Annotated in this window: 14 protein-coding genes; 9 read left to right on the top strand and 5 right to left on the bottom strand. The window is 67.6% G+C overall.

Going from position 1 to position 17,934, the window contains the following annotated elements; genetic code table 11:
- The first annotated feature begins 64 nt into the window (after positions 1-64).
- From OG205_RS27280 to OG205_RS27260, 5 genes are all read left to right on the top strand, one after another.
- Entirely contained in the window at positions 65-1,369 is a 1,305-nt protein-coding gene (locus OG205_RS27280; RefSeq protein WP_330270890.1) for a nitrate/nitrite transporter, read from the top strand.
- 111 nt (positions 1,370-1,480) lie between these two features.
- Complete coding sequence (gene nirB / locus OG205_RS27275) at positions 1,481-3,937, top strand: nitrite reductase large subunit NirB (RefSeq protein WP_330270889.1); 2,457 nt, start codon at positions 1,481-1,483, stop codon at positions 3,935-3,937.
- Positions 3,934-4,245, top strand: a complete 312-nt coding sequence (nirD, locus tag OG205_RS27270; RefSeq protein ID WP_319980150.1) for a nitrite reductase small subunit NirD — start codon at positions 3,934-3,936, stop codon at positions 4,243-4,245. The genes nirB and nirD overlap by 4 nt, the downstream gene beginning before the upstream one ends.
- Entirely contained in the window at positions 4,242-5,333 is a 1,092-nt protein-coding gene (locus tag OG205_RS27265) for a uroporphyrinogen-III synthase (protein ID WP_330270888.1), read from the top strand. Before nirD ends, OG205_RS27265 begins: the two co-directional genes overlap by 4 nt.
- A complete protein-coding gene (locus tag OG205_RS27260) occupies positions 5,285-5,971 on the top strand; it encodes a sirohydrochlorin chelatase (protein WP_330270887.1) in 687 nt (228 codons plus the stop codon). The genes OG205_RS27265 and OG205_RS27260 overlap by 49 nt, the downstream gene beginning before the upstream one ends.
- Before the next feature lie 568 nt (positions 5,972-6,539).
- Here the strand turns inward: OG205_RS27260 and OG205_RS27255 are convergent.
- The 3 genes from OG205_RS27255 to OG205_RS27245 are packed head-to-tail and all read right to left on the bottom strand — an operon-like array spanning position 6,540 to position 9,195.
- Positions 6,540-6,863, bottom strand: a complete 324-nt coding sequence (locus OG205_RS27255; protein ID WP_330270886.1) for an MGMT family protein — start codon at positions 6,861-6,863, stop codon at positions 6,540-6,542.
- A 13-nt stretch (positions 6,864-6,876) separates the two neighbouring features.
- Positions 6,877-7,866, bottom strand: a complete 990-nt coding sequence (locus OG205_RS27250; protein WP_330270885.1) for an alpha/beta hydrolase — start codon at positions 7,864-7,866, stop codon at positions 6,877-6,879.
- Between the two features lie 18 nt (positions 7,867-7,884).
- Positions 7,885-9,195: a cytochrome P450 gene (locus tag OG205_RS27245; RefSeq protein WP_330270884.1), complete on the bottom strand. Its 1,311-nt coding sequence runs from the start codon at positions 9,193-9,195 to the stop codon at positions 7,885-7,887.
- A gap of 182 nt (positions 9,196-9,377) precedes the next feature.
- Between OG205_RS27245 and OG205_RS27240 the strand changes: the two genes are divergently transcribed.
- Both OG205_RS27240 and OG205_RS27235 read left to right on the top strand, forming a co-directional pair.
- Positions 9,378-10,196: an SAM-dependent methyltransferase gene (locus tag OG205_RS27240; protein ID WP_330270883.1), complete on the top strand. Its 819-nt coding sequence runs from the start codon at positions 9,378-9,380 to the stop codon at positions 10,194-10,196.
- Positions 10,197-10,370: 174 nt separating this feature from the next.
- Positions 10,371-12,383, top strand: a complete 2,013-nt coding sequence (locus OG205_RS27235) for a putative bifunctional diguanylate cyclase/phosphodiesterase (protein WP_330270882.1) — start codon at positions 10,371-10,373, stop codon at positions 12,381-12,383.
- Here OG205_RS27235 and OG205_RS27230 read toward each other — a convergent pair.
- Complete coding sequence (locus OG205_RS27230) at positions 12,380-13,378, bottom strand: alpha/beta hydrolase (protein WP_330270881.1); 999 nt, start codon at positions 13,376-13,378, stop codon at positions 12,380-12,382. The genes OG205_RS27235 and OG205_RS27230 overlap by 4 nt on opposite strands.
- A 17-nt stretch (positions 13,379-13,395) precedes the next feature.
- Positions 13,396-14,718, bottom strand: a complete 1,323-nt coding sequence (locus tag OG205_RS27225) for a cytochrome P450 (protein ID WP_330270880.1) — start codon at positions 14,716-14,718, stop codon at positions 13,396-13,398.
- 163 nt (positions 14,719-14,881) lie between these two features.
- Between OG205_RS27225 and OG205_RS27220 the strand changes: the two genes are divergently transcribed.
- Positions 14,882-15,697: an SAM-dependent methyltransferase gene (locus OG205_RS27220; protein ID WP_330270879.1), complete on the top strand. Its 816-nt coding sequence runs from the start codon at positions 14,882-14,884 to the stop codon at positions 15,695-15,697.
- A 211-nt stretch (positions 15,698-15,908) separates the two neighbouring features.
- Entirely contained in the window at positions 15,909-17,924 is a 2,016-nt protein-coding gene (locus OG205_RS27215; RefSeq protein WP_330270878.1) for a putative bifunctional diguanylate cyclase/phosphodiesterase, read from the top strand.
- The last annotated feature ends 10 nt before the right edge of the window (positions 17,925-17,934 follow it).

The following is a 17,934-nucleotide window of genomic DNA, read 5'->3' as shown; positions in this document are numbered from 1 at the left end:
AGAGCGCCCTGGTAATGCGCGTTTCCTAGGTTTCCCGGCAACGCCGACCCCGCGGAGGACTTCAATGAGCTGGATCGACCACTGGGAGCCGGAGAAGCCCGAGTTCTGGGAGAGCAGGGGCAAGCGGATCGCCCGCAAGAACCTCGTGTTCTCCATTCTCGCGGAGAACCTCGGGTTCAGCGTCTGGGTGCTGATGAGCATCGTCGTCGTGAGCCTCGGCTCCGTCGGCTTCGCCTTCAGCGTCGGCCAGCAGTTCTGGCTGCTGATCGTGCCGAACCTGGTGGGTGCCGCGCTGCGGGTGCCGTACACGTTCGCGGTGCCGCGCTTCGGTGGCCGGGTGTGGACGACTATCAGCGCCGGGTTGCTGCTGATCCCGTGCACGATGCTGGCCTACGCCGTGGCGACGCCGGGCACGCCCTACTGGTTCTTCCTGCTCACCTCGGCCGCGATGGGCCTCGGTGGCGGCAACTTCTCGTCGTCGATGGCGAACATCTCGTTCTTCTACCCCGAGGGCAAGAAGGGCCTGGCGCTCGGCCTGAACGCGGCCGGCGGCAACCTCGGTGTCGCGATCACGCAGCTCGTCGTGCCGATCGTGATCACCATCGGGACCGGGATCCACCTCGCCTACGCGGCGCTGATCTGGATGCCGTTCATCGTGGTGGCCACGGCCTGCGCGTGGTTCTTCATGGACAGCCTCACCCAGGCCAAGCCGGACGGGCAGTCCTACAAGCTCGCTCTGTCCAACCCGCACACCTGGGTGATGTCGTTCCTCTACATCGGCACCTTCGGGTCGTTCATCGGGTTCTCGTTCGCGTTCCCGTCGCTGATCAAGATCAGTTTCGTGGACTACAAGGGCTGGGTGGCGCTCGCGTTCCTCGGCGCGTTGATCGGCTCGGTGGCCCGGCCGCTCGGTGGCTGGCTCGCGGACCGGATCGGCGGCGCGAAGGTGACGCTGGGCACGTTCGTCGGGCTCGGGGTGGGCACGGTCGGTGTGATCCTCAGCGTCGACACGCGGAACTTCGCGCTGTTCTTCGGTTCGTTCATCGCGCTGTTCGTGCTGGCCGGAGTGGGCAACGGCTCGACCTACCGGATGATCCCGGCGATCTTCCGCACCCAGTCCGACGACGACAAGTCCGCGAAGCGCCAGGCCGCCGCCGTCGTCGGCATCGCGGGTGCGATCGGCGCGGCCGGTGGCGTGCTGGTGAACCTCGTCTTCAAGTTCTCGCTCGAAGGGTCCTCGAAGAGCCTGACTCCCGCGCTGACCGCGTTCCTGGTCTTCTACGGGCTCTGCGTCGGCACCACGTGGTGGTTCTACCTGCGGCGCAACGTGTTCGCGGCGCGTCCCTCGCTCGCCTACGCCGGCGTGTGACGCACACCTCGCTGAACTGCGAAGAGAGTTTCCTTTAACAACCGCGAAATGCTGCGGACCTTGGGATGACACGCCGCCCGGTGAGCATACCGGGCGAAGGAGGGATGCCCGATGACCCAGACCCTGGTCGTGATCGGCAACGGCATGGTCGGCCACCGGCTCGTTGAGATCCTCCGTGACTCTTCGTGGCGGATCGTGGTCTTCGGTGAGGAGACCCGCCCCGCCTATGACCGCGTCGCGTTGTCGTCCTATGTGGACAGCTGGAACTTCGCCGATCTGGAGCTCACGCCGCTGAGCGGCTGTGAGATCCGGCTCGGCGAGAAGGTCGTGTCCGTCGACCGGGAACGTCGTGTCGTGGTCGGTGCGTCCGGTGTCGAGGTCACGTACGACGCGTTGGTGCTGGCCACCGGTTCGGTGCCGTTCGTGCCGCCCGTTCCGGGGCGCGACCTGCCCGGTTGCCACGTGTACAGGACGGTGGACGACCTGGACGACATCCGGGCGACGATCGAGGCCGCCGACCGGCCCGGACGGCACTCCGGCATGGTGCTCGGCGGTGGCCTGCTCGGGCTCGAAGCGGCCAACGCGTTGCGCGGCATGGGAGTCTCGCCGCACGTCGTGGAGATGGCGCCGCGGCTGATGCCGATCCAGGTCGACGAGGGCGGTGCCGGGCTGCTGAAGCGGCTGGTCGAGAAGCTCGACCTGACCGTGCACACCGGCACTTCGGCCTCCTCGATCGAACGCGACGGCACGCGGTTGATCGCCAAGCTGGCCAACGGTGTCGAGCTGGACCTCGACGTCGTGGTGTTCAGCGCGGGCATCCGGCCGCGCACCGATCTGGAGCTGGGACTGGAGCTGGGGCCGCGCGGCGGCTACCTCGTCGACGCCGCCTGCCGGACCGCCGATCCGCGGGTGTTCGCGATCGGCGAGTGCGCCGCGGTCGACGGTGTGGCGTACGGGCTCGTGGCTCCCGGCTACGCGATGGCGGAGGCCGTCGCGGACCAGCTCGGCGGCGGCTCCAGGGTGTTCCCCGGTGCGGACCTGTCGACGAAGCTGAAGCTGCTCGGGGTGGACGTGGCGTCGTTCGGTGACGCGCACGCCCAGACCGAGGGCGCGCTGGAGGTCGTGGTCAACAACGCGGTCGCCGGCACCTACAGCAAGCTCGTGGTGTCGGACGACGCCAAGACCCTGCTGGGTGGCGTGCTCGTCGGTGACGCGTCGTCCTACCTGTCGCTGCGGCCGTTGGTGGGCAAGGAAGTTCCGGCGGCACTGCTGCAGCCGGGCGGGGCTGTCGACGTCGAGATGCCCGCGGATGCGCAGGTTTGCTCGTGTCACGCGGTGACCAAACAGACGATCACCGACGCGATTCAGTCCGGTGTCGCCTGCGATGTCGCGGAGCTCAAGGCGTGCACCAAGGCGGGCACGGGTTGTGGCTCGTGCGTGCCGATGCTCAAGAAGCTGCTGACCGACTGCGGTGTCGAGCAGTCCAAAGCGCTGTGCGAGCACTTCACGCACTCGCGGGCGGAGCTGTTCGAGATCGTCCGTGCCACCCGGATCACCACCTTCAGCGACCTGGTCGCCAAGCACGGCAGCGGCCGTGGCTGCGACATCTGCAAGCCGGCGGTGGCGTCGATCCTGGCGTCGCTGAACAACGGACACATCCTGGGCGAGGCTCAGGTCTCGTTGCAGGACACCAATGACAAGTTCCTGGCGAACCTGCAGCGCAACGGCACGTACTCGGTCGTGCCGCGCATCCCCGGCGGCGAGATCACGCCGGAGAAGCTGATCGTCATCGGCGAGGTGGCGCGCGACTACGGGCTCTACACGAAGATCACCGGCGGCCAGCGCATCGACCTGTTCGGCGCGACCGTCGACCAGCTGCCGTTGATCTGGCGCCGGTTGGTGGACGCGGGCTTCGAGTCCGGGCACGCGTACGGCAAGGCGTTGCGCACGGTGAAGTCCTGCGTCGGCACGACCTGGTGCCGCTACGGCGTGCAGGATTCCGTCGGTCTCGCGATCGAACTGGAGTTGCGCTATCGCGGGTTGCGGTCGCCGCACAAGCTCAAGTCGGCCGTCTCCGGGTGCGCCCGCGAGTGCGCCGAAGCCCGCAGCAAGGACTTCGGTGTGATCGCCACCGAGAACGGCTGGAACCTCTACGTCGGCGGCAACGGTGGCTTCACACCCCGGCACGCGGACCTGCTGGTGTCCGATGTGGACACGGCGGAGCTGATTCGGATCATCGACCGGTTCCTGATGTTCTACATTCGCACGGCGGACCGGCTGCAGCGCACCTCGGTGTGGCTGGAGGGGCTCGACGGCGGGCTCGACCATCTGCGCGAGGTCGTCGTCGACGACAAGCTCGGCATCTGCGAGGAGCTGGAAGCGGCGATGGCGGAGCACGTCTCCGACTACGCCGACGAGTGGCGCGGGGTGCTCGAGGACCCGGAGAAGCTCGCCCGCTTCACGTCGTTCGTCAACGCGCCCGGCACTCCTGATCCCACGATCGAGTTCCGTTCCGAGCGTGGTCAGCGCGTCCCCGTCCAACTCGGCATCCCGGAGGTCGTCAGGTGATCGTCTGTGACTTTGGTGTGTTGCGTCCGGAGCAGGGTGTCGCGGCGTTGCTGCCGGACGGCTCTCAGGTGGCGGTGTTCCTGACCGCTGATGGCTCCGTGCACGCGTTGGACAACATCGACCCGTTCAGCGGGGCCGCAGTGTTGTCACGGGGCATCGTGGGCGACCGCGGTGGCGTTCCCGTCGTGGTGTCGCCGGTCTACAAGCAGGCGTTCGAGCTGGCGACCGGCAAGTGCCTGGACCAGCCTTCCGTTTCCGTTGCCGTGCATGAAGTGCGAGTGCGCGACGGCGTCGTGGAGCTGACATGACGGGGCCTTTGGCGGGCTTCACCATCGGCGTCACGGCGGCTCGTCGTGCCGATGAGCTCATCGCGATGCTGGAGCGCAAGGGTGCTTCGGTGTTGCACGGGCCTGCCTTGCGGATCGTGCCTCTGCCTGATGACGCGACCCTGCACGCGGCGACGTTGGAGCTCGTGGCGTCGCCTGTCGATGTTGTTGTCGCCACTACGGCTATCGGGTTCCGAGGATGGTTCGAGGCTGCTGAGGGGTGGGGGCTGGCTGGTCGGTTGCACCGTGCGCTGGAAGGCGCTGTGGTGTTGCCTCGCGGCCCCAAGGCCAAGGGTGCGGTTCGGGCGGCCGGACTGGTCGAGGCCTGGTCGCCGTCCTCCGAGTCGAACGCTGAGTTGTTGCAGTACCTGTTGCGGATGGGCGTGTCCGGCAAGCGCGTCGCCGTTCAGCTGCACGGTGAGCCGTTGCCGGATTTTGTGAACACCTTGGCGGCTGCCGGGGCCGAAGTCGTCGAGATTCCGGTTTATCGGTGGGAACCTCCGGCTGATCTCGGTCCGTTGCAGCGGTTGATCGAGGCTGTGATGGCGGGGCAGGTGGATGCTTTGACGTTCACCTCGGCGCCTGCGGCTTCCTCTGTTCTGCGGACGGCTCCCGACTACGGTGCTCTGGTCTCCTGCCTGCGCCGGGATGTTCTTGTGGTCGGCGTTGGCGCGATCACCGCTGGGCCGTTGGTGGCCGCCGGGATTCCTGTCGTGCAGCCTGCTCGGTCTCGGATCGGGTCGATGGTCCGGGAGCTGGCTCTGGAGTTGCCTTCGCGGGCGTTGCGGCTGCGGATCGCTTCCATGGACATGGAGATGCGGGCTCAGGCCGTGGTGATCGATGGCGAGCTTCGGCCCGTTGCTCCGGCGCCGATGGCTGTGTTGCGGACCTTGGTCGCCGCTCGCGGGCGGGTGGTGTCTCGGCAGGACTTGTTGGCTGCTCTGCCTTCTGGTGGTGAGGAGCATGCTGTGGAGACTGCTATTGGGCGGCTGCGGACCGCATTGGGGTCGCCGCAGATGGTGTGCACTGTGGTGAAGCGTGGTTACCGGCTTGCGATGGAGCCCGCGTGAAACTTGTGCTGGCGTTTCATGGGACGCGTGATCCGCGTGGGATTGCGGTGTGTTCGGAGATCGCTGCCTTGGTCCGTCCTTCGGTGGACGTTCCTGTGGAGGTTGCGTTCGCGGACGTGGTGCAGCCGGACGTTCGGTCCGTTGTGGACGGACCCTGTGTTGTGGTGCCGGTGTTCTTGGCTGCTGGGTATCACGTTCGGGTTGACATCCCCGCGCAGATCGGGCGGCGGCCTGGGGTGGTGCTGACGTCGCCGTTGGGGCTGGACGCGGTGCCGGCTGTGCGCGATCGGTTGCGGGAGGCAGGTGTCCGCCGCGGCGACGCAGTTGTGCTCGCCGCGGCGGGATCGTCTGATTCGCGGGCGTTGGCGACCGTGCGTGCCGCGGCTGCGTTGATCGGGGCGGCTGCCGTCGGGTATGTGGCGACCGCGACGCCCCGCGTGCCCGATGTCGTCGCCGGGCTGCGGGGGCGCCGCGTGGCCGTTGCCTCGTGGCTCTTGGCACCTGGGGCATTCCACGGGTCGCTCGCCGAGTGCGGTGCGGATGTGGTCTCCGAACCGGTCGGGGCGCATCCTCTTGTGGTCGATGCTTTGCTGCGCAAGTACTACGAGGCTCGGGCGGTTTTGCTGCGAACAGCATGAGGGGTGGTCGGGAACGGCCTCAATGGAACTGTTCCATTGGACGGTTTGACAGGGGTTGAGTTTCGCTTGCGGGCGTTGCCGTGCGGGTCTAGTTGCGTGCGGGCCGTTGCGTTCCAGCGGGGTTGGTCGCGTTCCGTGCGAGTGGGCACCTTGCGAGCGTGGTCCATCAGGTCGTGACGAAGTGCGGGGTTGCGATTGGGGCTTGACCTTGAGCCTCTAGCTGGGCGCGTAGTCGGCCTCAAAAGCCGGGGTGAAAAGCGCCCCGGCCGAGCCCCGACAGGGTGGCACCCAGCCCCTCAAGGTCAAGCCCCAATCGCCATGAGCGGGGTGCACCGCTACCCATGCAGGCATCAGGTTCAGACGGCTCGCTTCGCATCGCCACGCCAGGTCTCGTACGTGGTTGCTTTGTGGGGGCCGCGCCTGTTGGCACCGCGCGGGTCGTTTTGCGTTGGCGGGCTTGGCCGTGCGGGTCGGCTTGCGTTGGCTCGTCGCGTTTCAGCGGAGGGGGCGCCTGCCGTGCTTGCGTCACCTTGCGAGAGTGGTTCCGTAGGCCGTGCCTTGCAGGGCTCTACCAGAGGCCCGGTACCTCGGGCTCCTCCTTGCGGGCGTCCTCCCAGCGGTACTCCCGCAGGTTCACCTTGCCGTCGAGGTTCGGGACGCCCTCCTCGTGCAGCATTTGGAGTTGCGTGTCGCGGAGGTGCGGGGCGCAGGTGCCGTCTGCCTTGAGCACGCGTTGCCACGGCAGGTCGTGGCCGTCCTCGTTGAGGATGCGGCCCACCAGCCGTGGCGACGGCGCCTTTGCGAGATCTGAGATGTCGCCGTACGTGGCGACTCGTCCGCGTGGGATTGCCTTGATGAACTCGCGGACTCGCTCGTGGATCTCTTCGTCCATGCGGTGATTCTAGCTAGATGCCCTTGGACCAGTTGGCCACGGCGGCGTGGTAGTCCGGGGCGTTCGGGGCGTAGTTGATGGAGTGGCCGTAGCCGTTGAGGACGTAGGTGTCGAGGCGGGGGACTGCTGGGAAGAACGGGGCCTCATCTGCCTTCAGAGCGGCTGGGGAGGAGCAGTCGCTGCCCATCAGGGGGATGCCGGAGCTGCAGAAGTGGGTGTCGTTGCCGACGACGATGAGGACCGGGACGTTGATCCTGCGTGAGATCGGGATGATGACCGTGTTGAGCAGGATGGTGTCCACGGCCTCGGTTGCGGCGAAGACGTCCTTGGTGGCCTCGTCGAACAAGATCGAGCCCGGGATCAGTGGGCCCGGTTTGTGGAACGAGTTGTAGCGGGTGTCCGGCATCGTGGTGAGGTAGCCGAGGTCCAGGCCCGCCGGGAACATGTTGGCGAGCACCGGTACGACGGTTATGTAGTTCATCTTGTGCGTGAAGCCGGTGACCAGGACGCCGTCCACGTCGCGGTTCGTGCCTGCTTCGATCATCGCCATCGCGGAGCCGATGGAGTGGCCCGCGACGATCACCTTGGTGAAGCGGGGTTTCAGGGTGGAGATGACCTGGTGGACGGCGCTGGCCTGGGTCGAGGCCGTCACGAAGGCGCTGAGGGGCTTGGAGCTCTTGCCCGTGCCGATGCGGTCCAGGGCGAGGGTGGCGAAGCCCGCGTTGTTCTGGGACCGCGTGAACGAGTGGGTCGACGGTTCGAAGCCGACGTCCCAGTAGGTGCGGTCGTAGGTGCCGCCCGGGATCAGGACCTGCACGGTGGTGGCGCCGGCCGGGACGCAGAGCCTGCCCGCCACTGTCTCCTGCGAGGTCACCAGTGGGGTGAGGCCGATTCGCACGGGATAGGCGACGTCCTGGCAGGACGTGGCGGCGTTGGCCTGGAGCGGGACTAACAGGGTTGCGGTGGCGAGCAGAGCCGCGGCGGTGAGCCTGCGGAAACGCATGGGAGAACTACCTTCCGGCTAGTTGCGGGGGACGGCTTTCATGAGCAGGCCGTTCGGGTACGGCGCGGACGTGAACTTCACGCGCGCCGGACGGGTCGGGACCAGTCGCCAGCGTGCCGCGATGGTCGCGAGGGTGATGACGATCTCGGTCTGGGCGAAGGTGTTGCCGAGGCACTGGCGGTTGCCGCCGCCGAACGGGATGAACGCGCCGCGGGGGAGGGCGGCGGCGAACTCCGGAGTCCAGCGGTCGGGCCAGAAGCGTTCCGGGGAAGGGAAGTAGCGCTCGTCGTGGTGCAGCGCGTGCGGGCTGACGATCACCTCGGCGCCTGCGGGTAACGACACGTCGCCGAGTTGGACGCCGGTCAGCGTTCGGCGCATCACGAACCAGATCGGGTACTTGCGCAGCGTTTCCTGCACGATCTGGGCCGTGTAGTGCAGAGACTGGACGTCGGCGTAAGTCACCGGGCGGTCGCCCACTACCGCGTCGATCTCCTGGTGCAGGCGGCGTTCGATCTCCGGGTCGTTGCCGACCTCGTACAAGGCCCAGGCCAGGGCGATCGCGGTGGTCTCGATGCCCGCGGTCAGCAGGGTCAGGACCTCGTCGTAGGTCTGCTGGTCGGTCATGCGGGTGCCGTCCTCTTCGGCGAGCAGCAGCATGGAGAGGACGTCGCCGTTGTCGGTGCCGTCCGCGCGCCAGCTCTCGATCACCTGCAGCACAACGGCTTTCATGCGGGCGATGGCCGCGTCGAACTCCCTGTTGCCCGGCAGCGGGAGTTTCTCGACGAACGTGGGGGACAGCGCGCGGATCATGCCTTGCTGGATGACCGTGAAGATGGACCGGCGGACCTCCGCGACCGCGCGTTTGCCGATCTCCGTCGAGAAGAGCGTCTCGCCGACGATGGTGACCGCGAGCTCCTGCATGTCGTTCTCGATGGTGCGGATCTCGCCCGGCTGCCAGCGCGCAGCCAGCGAAGCAGCAGCACGAGCCATCGTCGAGGCATACGCTTCAATCCGTTCCCGATGGAAGGCCGGCTGCATCATCCGGCGCTGGCGCAGGTGGTACTCGCCGTTCGACAGCAGCAGGCCCGTTCCGAGATACGGCTGGAACTTGTCGAACATGGCGCCCTTGCGGAACTTCGATCCTTGCGACACCAGCACTTCGTGAGTCAGCGAAGGACTCGTGACGAAGTGCGCGTGCAGTGGGCCGAGGTCGAGACGCACCACGTCGCCGTGTTCGTGCAACGCGTCGGTGAACTTGGCGCGGTGGGCGAGCATGGACGGGGTGTGCCCGAGCAGCGGCCAGCGGCGAGGAGCCACCGGGACGGGCATTCGGACTCCTGAGGAGTTGGGCCGAATGGGGACGGACCACCCTAGGAGCCGTTTGGGGGAAGACGACAGTGCCTGAACGGGTGGTTCGTCATCACTCTGATGGTTCAGTGCGGACGCCGCTCGGGTGACTAAGCTCGTGCGTCATCCCCGATCCGCCACGAAAGACCGAAGAGGTGTTCCCCGTGGCAGAAACCCAGAACTGGGTACCGCTCGGCATCGACACGAACGTCCCGAGCATGGCCCGCGTCTACGACTACATCCTCGGTGGCGCCCACAACTTCGCCGCTGACCGGCAGGTCGGCGCGCAGATCGAGAAGCTGGTGCCAGGACTGCCCAGCGTCGCCAGACTCAACCGGCGGTTCCTCGGCCGCGCGGTGAACTTCCTGATGGACCAGGGGGTTCGCCAGTTCCTCGACATCGGCTCCGGCATCCCGACCGTCGCGAACGTGCACGAGGTCGCGCAGGAACGAGACCCGGCCGCGCGCGTCGTCTACGTCGACAAGGACCCGGTCGCCGTCGCACACAGTCAATTGATGTTGTCTGACAACGAGAACGCCGCCATCGTGCACGCCGACATGCGCGACCCGGAGGTGGTGCTGTCGAGCCCCAGGGTGAAGCAGTTGCTGCGCTTCGACGAACCTGTCGGCCTGTTGATGCTGCTCATGATGCACTGGGTGCCCGACGAGGACGGCCCGGAGAAGCTCGTCGCCCACTACCGCGACGCGCTGCCCGCCGGCAGCTTCCTGGTGATGACGCACGTGGCGAGGGACCAGATCGACGACAACGTCGACCAGGCCGCCGCGGTGGTGAACCGCAGCAAGAGCGCCGACCAGATGCACATGCGCACGCACGCGCAGGTCAGCGCGTTGTTCGACGGGTTTTCGCTGGTAGAGCCCGGTCTGGTCGGCTGCGGGGAGTGGCGCCCGGACGGACCTGGGGATTTCGCCGACGAGGCGTCGATGAACATGTTCTTGTACGCTGGGGTCGGTCGTAAGGACTGAAACCACGCTGTAGTGTCGGAGGATCACACGGTTGGCGCAATGGGCGCCGACTGCCGGTGGGTAAACTGCCGGACACTCTCCAACCCATACAGGGCAACGGGAATGACGAATCCAAGCCGAAGACCCGATGCCGCTCCGCCAACGGAGCCCGCCGCCGTCCGAGCGCGAGAAGCCTTGTCGCGCAAGTGGAGCTACCTGCTCAGCAGCGTCGTAGTAGTCGCGCTGAGCAGGGAGGAGCTGGACGCCGAACTGGGCGCCCAGCTCGACGCATTGTGCGCGGCGCTGCACAGCGAACCGTTCGACCCCGCTCCGTTCGAGGAGATGGGCGAGCGGCTCGTCGCTCTCGGTTACGTGAACGAGCCCGGCCTCAAGCGCACCGTCGACGTCCTCGGCAAAGGCTTGCTGGCGCTGGAGGAGTTCGCCGCGAGCGACCAGCACACCGTCCGCGTCGTTGGCGGCATCGGTGCGCTGACGTGCGGCTTCACCGCGGCGCGAGCACGCTTGATCCTGGACCAGCAGGAGAGCATGCAGCGTTCGCTGCTCAAGGCCGCCCATGACGCGCAACGGGACCAGCGCCAGAGCGAGGCGAAGTTCGAGGGCATCGCGTCCTCGTCCACCAACGGCGTCCTGATCGTCGGCCTCGACGGGCGCCTCGCGTGGGGCAACGACTCGATCGCGGTGATCATCGGACGTCCGCCGGAGCCGGGCACCCGTCTCGTCGAGCTCATCGCGCCGACGTCGATCATCGTGTTCCGCGAGATGATGGAACGTGTTCTGTCCGAACGCGACGAGTTCGAGCGGGAACCGATGCACCTCGTGCGCGGTGACGGCGAGTTCGCCAAGGTGACGCTCACGGCATCGCTGCTGCGGGACGACGAGGGCAAGCCCAGCCACGTCCTGGTGATGGCGGACGACGACACGGAACTGGCGCTGCTGCAGGGAGAACTGCGCCGCCAGTCGCTGCACGACGTGCTGACGGGCCTGCCGAACCGGCAGTTCTTCACCACCCACCTGGAAACCGTGCTGCGCAGGGCCGATCCCGAGTTCGGTGTGACGATCCTCCACCTCGACCTCGACGCGTTCGGCCTGGTCTGCAACAGCCTCGGCGCACGGGTCGGCGAACACCTGCTCCAGCACGTCTCACGCAGGCTGCGGGCCGTGCTGTCGCACGAGCAGACCATGATCGCGCGGTTCGACGGCGACGAGTTCGGCGTCGTCGTGGAGAACACCGCTCTGACACCGGACATCGCGACCACGATGGCGGCCATCAACGCCGACCTGGGCGAACCGACCTATGTGGACGGTCACGGCCTGGCGGTGTCGGTGAGCGCCGGCGTCGTGCACCGGCCGTTGCCCGACGTCGACCCGGTGGAACTGCTGCGCACGGCCGATCTGGCGTTGCGGCAGGCCAAGCGCGACCGCCGCGGGCAGTGGGAGTTGTTCCACACCAGCGAGGACGCGGACGGACGGCGCGACGCCGCACTGGCCGTGGTGATGCCAGGAGCTTGGGAACAGGGCGACATCGGCGTGGTCTACCGGCCCGTGCGCGAGCTGGCGACCGGCGACCTGGCCGGCGTCGAAGCCTTGCTGCACTGGGACCTGTCCGACCGCTGCGCCGCACTCGCCGACGACAGCGGGCTCATCCTGCCGATGGGCGAGTGGCTGATCAGGATCGCGGCCGGCCAGGCGCAGTGGTGGCGCCAGCGCGGCGAGCTCGACCAGCAGTTCGGCGTGCGGCTCACGCACCACCAGTCGACCGACGCGGACCTGGTGTCACGGGTGGCGAAGGTGCTGGAGGAGACCGGTATGCCGCGCGGCAGGATGACCCTGAGCATGCCGGTCGGCGTGCTGGGCGTGGCCGACGCCGCGGACAGCCTGAGCACGCTGGCGGACATGGGAGTGCGGATCGCGCTCGACGACTTCGGGCTCGGGCCGCGCGACCTCGCCTGGCTCTCGGAACTGCCCGTGGTGTCCGTGCTCGTGCCGCAAGATCTGGTGCGGCGGCAGGATCCTCGTTCCGCCGCACTGATCCCGGCCGTGCGCGAACTCGGCGTGAAGATCTGCGTCGACGGCATCGAGACCGCCGAGCAGGCCCAGTGGTGGACGGAAATGGGCGCCGATCTCGCGAACGGCGCCCACCTCGGTTCCCCGCTCGACGCGGGAGAGTTCCTGCGAAAGCTGAGCTAGATCGTGCGCTGCCACGCGACCACGGCGTTGTGGTAGCGCACGGCGGTGTTGGTGTCGAAGTTGAAGACGTGCCCGTACCCGTTGACGACGAAGCCGTCCACTCGCGGTGCCTTGGGGTAGAACGGCTTCTCGGACCTGACCAGGGCGTCCGACGACGAGCAGTCGGCACCGAGCGGCGGGGTGCCGCAGAAGTAGTCGGCCGAGGTCTGGACGGTCATCACCGGCACGTTGATCAGGGCGCTCACGGGTAGCACGAGGTTGGACATCAGGGCGGTGGTGACGAACTCGCCGGCCGAGACGACGTCCTTCGTGGCCTCGTCGAGGTCCACCACCGCGGGCACGTTCGGGCCAGGCGCGTGGAACATGGTGTAGCGGCTGCCCGGCACCGTGGTCAGGTAGCCGACGTCGAGGCCGCGCAGGCTCAGCTTCGAGTCGAGCGGGGCGGGGATCAGGTTGGTCAGCGCGGGCACGGCCCTGATGTAGTCCCACTGGTGCGTCATGCCGGTGACCAGGACGCCGTCGACGTCGCGGTACCTGCCCGCCTCGGCCATCGCGATGGCCGAGCCGATCGAGTGCCCGCCCACGAGCACCTTGCTGAACCGCGGACGCAGGTTCTGGATGACCTGGTGCACCGCTTCGGCCTGGTTCGGGACGTCGACCAGGATGCTGAGCGGCTTCGTGCTCCTACCGGAGCCGATCCGGTCCACGACCATGGTCGCGATGCCCGCGCCGTTCATCGCCCGCGTGACCGAACGGGTCTCGCCGTTCACCGGGATGTCCCAGTACCCGCCGGTGTACGTGCCTCCGGGCACGAGCACCTGGACTGTCCTGGCTCCCTGCGGAACGCAGAGCCTGCCGTACATCGTCTGCCGGATGAGCCCGAACTGAACGGGCGTGTACACGTCCTCGCAAGTTGTCTGCGCGGCGCTCGCCGGCGTGGGTACCGGTATGAACGCGGCGAGCAGCACGGCGGCACAGAGCCGGCGGAAACGCATGGGGGAACAACCTCCAGCTAGCGGGGGACGACCTTCATCATCAGGTCGTTGGGGTAGGCCGCATTGGTGAACGTGGTGCGCACGGGCCGGTCGGGGACCAACCGGTAGCGCGAGCAGACCGTCGCCACGACGATGGCGATCTCGGTCAGCGCGAAGTGGTTTCCGATGCACTGGTGGACGCCGCCGCCGAACGGGACGTACGCGCCCTTCGGCAACAACGCGGCGCGTTCGGGCGTCCAGCGGTCCGGGTCGAAGCGCTCGGGGTCCGGGAAGTGCTCCGGGTCGTGGTGCATCGTGTACGGGCTGAGGATCACCTCGGTGCCCGGCGCCAGGACAGCGCCGCCGAGCTCGACCTCCTCGGCCGTGCGGCGCATGACGAGCCAGAGCGGGTACTTGCGCAGAACCTCGTGCGCCACTTGGCCGATGTACGTCAGCTTCGGCACGTCGTCGATGGTGACTGGCCGCCCGGCCAGCACGTCGTCGATCTCCGCCTGCACCCGCTGTTCGACCTCGGGGTTGGCGGCGATCTCGTGGAAGATCCAGGCCAGTGCCAGCGCGGTGGTCTCGATGCCCGCGGTCAGCAGCGTGACGACCTCGTCGAAGACCTGCTCGTCGGTCATCGGTTCGCCGGTCTCGGGATCCCTGGCGGCCAGCAACATCGTGAGGAGGTCCTGGTGGTCGGTGCTGGAATCACTGCCGTCGCGCCGGCTCTCGATGACCTCGTGCACGATCGCGCGCATCCGGGCGATCGCCTCGTCGAACTCGCGGTTGGCCGGGATGGGCAGCTTCTCGACGAATCCCGGTGAGAGCGCGCGCAGGATCCCGTTCTTGATGATCACGAAGACCGACCGGCGGGCCTCGGCGATCGCTTTCTTGCCGATCTCGGTGGAGAACAGCGACTCGCCGACGATCGTGACGGCGAGGCCCTGCATGTCCGCTTCCAGTTGCCGCACCTCGCCTGGCCGCCAGCCGTCCAGCAGGCCGAGTGCCGCGCGGGACATGATCGTCGCGTAGCCCGCGATCCGGTCGCGGTGGAACGCCGGCTGCATCATCCGGCGCTGGCGCAGGTGGAAGGACCCGCTCGACACCGCCAGTCCGTTGCCGACGAACGCGCGGAACTTGTCGTACATCCGGCCTTTGTGGAACTTCGGCGCGTCCGTGACCAGCACCTGATGCGTCAACTTCGGGCTGGCGACGAAATAGGCCCGCATCGGACCTAAGTGGACTTCGACGAGATCACCTTGAACTCGCAGATTCCTGGTGAATGCGAATCTTTTCCTGAGCATAGGCAACGAGTGCCCGAGAAATGGCAGCCTGCCGGGTGCCACCGGGACGGACATCATCGCTCCTCGCGAGGTGGAAAGAGATCGGGCCACCCTATGAGTCGTTCGGGGCAGAGTGACAGTGCCCGATCGGGTGGCTTGCGTTCACACTTGTGGCGTAGTCGAGTGCGCTTTGTGCATGACTAAGCTAGTGCGTCCGCAACCTGAAGAGGTGGTCAGCGTGTCCAGCGAGCAGAACTGGGTTCCACAGAGCGTGGATGTTTCCGTGCCCAGTGCGGCGAGGGTCTACGACTACCTGCTCGGGGGCGCGCACAACTTCGCGGTCGACCGCGTCATGGGGGACAAGGCCGAGCAGATGATGCCGCACTCCCGCAGCGCGGCCAGGCTCAACCGGGCCTTCCTGCGCCGTGCCGTGCGCTTCATGACGGATCAGGGCGTGCGGCAGTTCCTGGACATCGGCTCGGGCATCCCGACCGTGGCCAACGTGCACGAGGTCGCGCAGGAGGAGGCGCCCGAGTGCCGCGTCCTGTACGTGGACCGTGATCCCGTCGCCGTCGCGCACGGCGACCTGATCGTCGCGGGCAACGACCAGGTCGGCGTGCTGCAGGCGGACATGCGCGACCCGGAGAGCATCCTGAACAGCGGTGAGCTGAACAGGCTGCTCGACCTCGATCAGCCGGTCGGTCTGCTGATGCTGTTCATGGTGCACTGGGTGCCGAACGAGGCGGACCCGCAGAGCCTGCTCAAGCGCTACCGGGAGGCCCTGCCCAGCGGGAGCTTCCTCGCGATCTCGCACATGGCGGGCGACCACGTCAACGACGAGGCCAGGGCCGTGACCGACAGGATGAGCAAGTCGGGCGGCGGCGCCGTCACCTATCGCGACCGCGACGAGATCGAGGGCTTCTTCGGTGATTTCGAACTGGTCGAGCCCGGACTGGTCAAGTACGCCGAATGGCGACCTGCCGGTCCCGGTGACATCTCGGACGATCCGGCGGTGAACAGGATCGCGTTCGCCGGTATCGGCCGGAAGCCATAACGATTATCGATGGTGTGAAGTTGATTCACACGGCCGGTTGAGGTGTGACCGACTGTGCGTGGGTAAACTGCCGGGACCTTCTGAGTCATTGCGAGGCTGTCCTCGAATGTCCAACCCGGGTCGAATATCTGGTGTAACGCCTTCGCCGCAGGACAATGCGCGGGCGCGGATGACGCTTGCCCGGAAATGGTCGTATCGCCTGCTCAGCGCGGTGGCGATTCCGCTGGGGCGCGAAGATCTCGACGAGGAACTGCGCATCCGCCTGGACGCGTTGTGCGCGATGCTGCACGAAGAACCGTTCGTCACTACCCCGATCGAGGCTGTCGGCGCTGATTTGGCGACACTCGGTCACCTCGGGAAGTTCGGGCTGCGCTGCACGAGCGAGGTGCTCGGCAAGGGTCTGCTGGCGCTGCCGGAGTTCCAGCCGGTGCAGCGCTACGCGGAACGGATCGCGCTCGCGATGGGCGCGCTCGGCGCCGGCTTCACCGCGGCCAACGCCGAGTCGGTGCTCGCGCAGCAGGAGAGCATGCAGCGCTCGTTGCTCAAGGCGGTCCGCGACGCGAACTGGAACCTCAAGGAGAGCGAGGCCCGGTTCAACGAGGTGGTCACGTCGTCCACCAACGGCGTGCTGATCGTCGACCTCGACGGGCGCCTGCTGAAGGTGAACGCGGCCATCGGCCAGATCCTCGGGCACACCTCGGACGAGCTCACCGGCGTGCCGCTGCTCGACCTGATCGAGCCCGCCTTCACCGAGATGCTGCGGGAGGCGATGACCGAGCTCGCCGCCGGCGCCGTCGACCGCGTCCGGCAGTCGCAACGGTTGCTGCGCAAGGACGGCGAGTCCGCGCGGGTCACGCTGACGGCGTCGCTGCTGCGCGGTGCCGACGACGAGCCGATGCACTTCGTCGTGGTGGTCGAGGACGGCACCGAACTGGCGTTGCTGCAGAACGAGCTCAAGCGGCAGTCGCTGCACGACGCGCTGACCGGGCTGCCGAATCGCCAGTTCTTCACCACGCGGCTGGAGATCGCGCTGCGCAAGAGCGATTCCGAGCACGGCATCACGGTCTTCCACATCGACCTCGACGCGTTCGGCATGCTGCGCGACACCTTCGGCGGCCGGGTCGTCGAACGGTTCCTGCAGCACGTGGCGCAACGGCTGCAGGCGTTGCTGGCGGGCGAGAAGGTCATGATCGCCAGGTTCGGCGGCGACGAGTTCGGCGTCCTCGTGGAGAACACCGCGACCACGCCGGGCATCGACACGATCATGAGGAGCATCAACGACGACCTGGCGCTCGAACCGACCTTCGTGGAAGGCCACGGGGTGTCGGCGTCGGTCAGCGCGGGTGTCGTGCACCGGCCGGGCAGCGACGTGGAACCGCTCGACGTGCTGCGCGCGGCGGAACGGTCGTTGCGCAGGGCCAAGAAGGGCAGGCGCGGGCAGTGGGAGCTGTTCCACGCCGGTCAGGACGCCGAGGAACGCCGCGACGACGCGCTGGCCGTGGAGATGCCGGCCGCGTGGGAGAACGGTGAGATCACCGTGCGGTACCAGCCGATCGTCCGGCTGACGGACGGTTCGGCCGTCGGCGTCGAAGCGGAGTTGAGCTGGGACAGGCCGGGATCCGGCGTGCTGGGCCACGACCGATGCGCTGAACTCGCCGAGCAGACCGGGCTGATCCTGCCGCTCGGCGGGTGGCTGCTGCAGGTCGCCGGCGGTCAGTCGACGTGGTGGCGGCAGCGCGGGCAGTTCGACAAGCCGCTGGCCGTGCGGCTCACCGCGCACCAGGCGTCCGACGCGGACCTGGTCTCACGGGTGGTCGACGCGCTCGACCAGATCGGGATGCCCGGCGAGAAGCTGATGATCAGCATGCCCGGCGCGGTGCTGGCCGGGGCCGACGCCGCGGACAACGTCGCGGTGCTGGCGCGCATGGGCGTCCTGACGGCGATCGACGACTTCGGCATGGGGCCGCTGGACTTCGGCCTGCTCGCCGCCGACATCCCGCTGCGCGCCGTCCGGGTGGCGCGTGGACTGGTGGAGAGCCGGTCCGAGTACGTTGCCGCGCTGCTGCCGTTGCTGCGGGAGCGGGGCGTGGCGGTCGCCGTGGAGGGGATCGACAGCGCCGAACTGGCCGCGTGGTGGCGTGACGCCGGTGCGGACTACGCGACCGGCGACCACTTCGGGGTGGCTCGTGAGCCTGGTGAGTTCCTGGAGAAGCTGGATCTCCGGTGACCGGACGGGG

It is taken from the genome of Lentzea sp. NBC_00516 (genome assembly GCF_036346835.1).
Lineage (GTDB): Bacteria > Actinomycetota > Actinomycetes > Mycobacteriales > Pseudonocardiaceae > Lentzea > Lentzea sokolovensis.
This window is presented reverse-complemented; position numbering and strand designations above follow the sequence as displayed.

What these genes read in the sequence shown, in the direction of transcription:
- OG205_RS27250 (WP_330270885.1), bottom strand. Translation starts at nt 7,866, where the DNA reads ATGCGTTTCCGCAGGCTCACCGCCGCGGCTCTGCTCGCCACCGCAACC.
- OG205_RS27245 (WP_330270884.1), bottom strand. Translation starts at nt 9,195, where the DNA reads ATGCCCGTCCCGGTGGCTCCTCGCCGCTGGCCGCTGCTCGGGCACACC.
- OG205_RS27225 (WP_330270880.1), bottom strand. Translation starts at nt 14,718, where the DNA reads ATGTCCGTCCCGGTGGCACCCGGCAGGCTGCCATTTCTCGGGCACTCG.
- nirB (WP_330270889.1), top strand. Translation starts at nt 1,481, where the DNA reads ATGACCCAGACCCTGGTCGTGATCGGCAACGGCATGGTCGGCCACCGG.
- OG205_RS27280 (WP_330270890.1), top strand. Translation starts at nt 65, where the DNA reads ATGAGCTGGATCGACCACTGGGAGCCGGAGAAGCCCGAGTTCTGGGAG.
- OG205_RS27230 (WP_330270881.1), bottom strand. Translation starts at nt 13,378, where the DNA reads ATGCGTTTCCGCCGGCTCTGTGCCGCCGTGCTGCTCGCCGCGTTCATA.
- OG205_RS27255 (WP_330270886.1), bottom strand. Translation starts at nt 6,863, where the DNA reads ATGGACGAAGAGATCCACGAGCGAGTCCGCGAGTTCATCAAGGCAATC.
- OG205_RS27265 (WP_330270888.1), top strand. Translation starts at nt 4,242, where the DNA reads ATGACGGGGCCTTTGGCGGGCTTCACCATCGGCGTCACGGCGGCTCGT.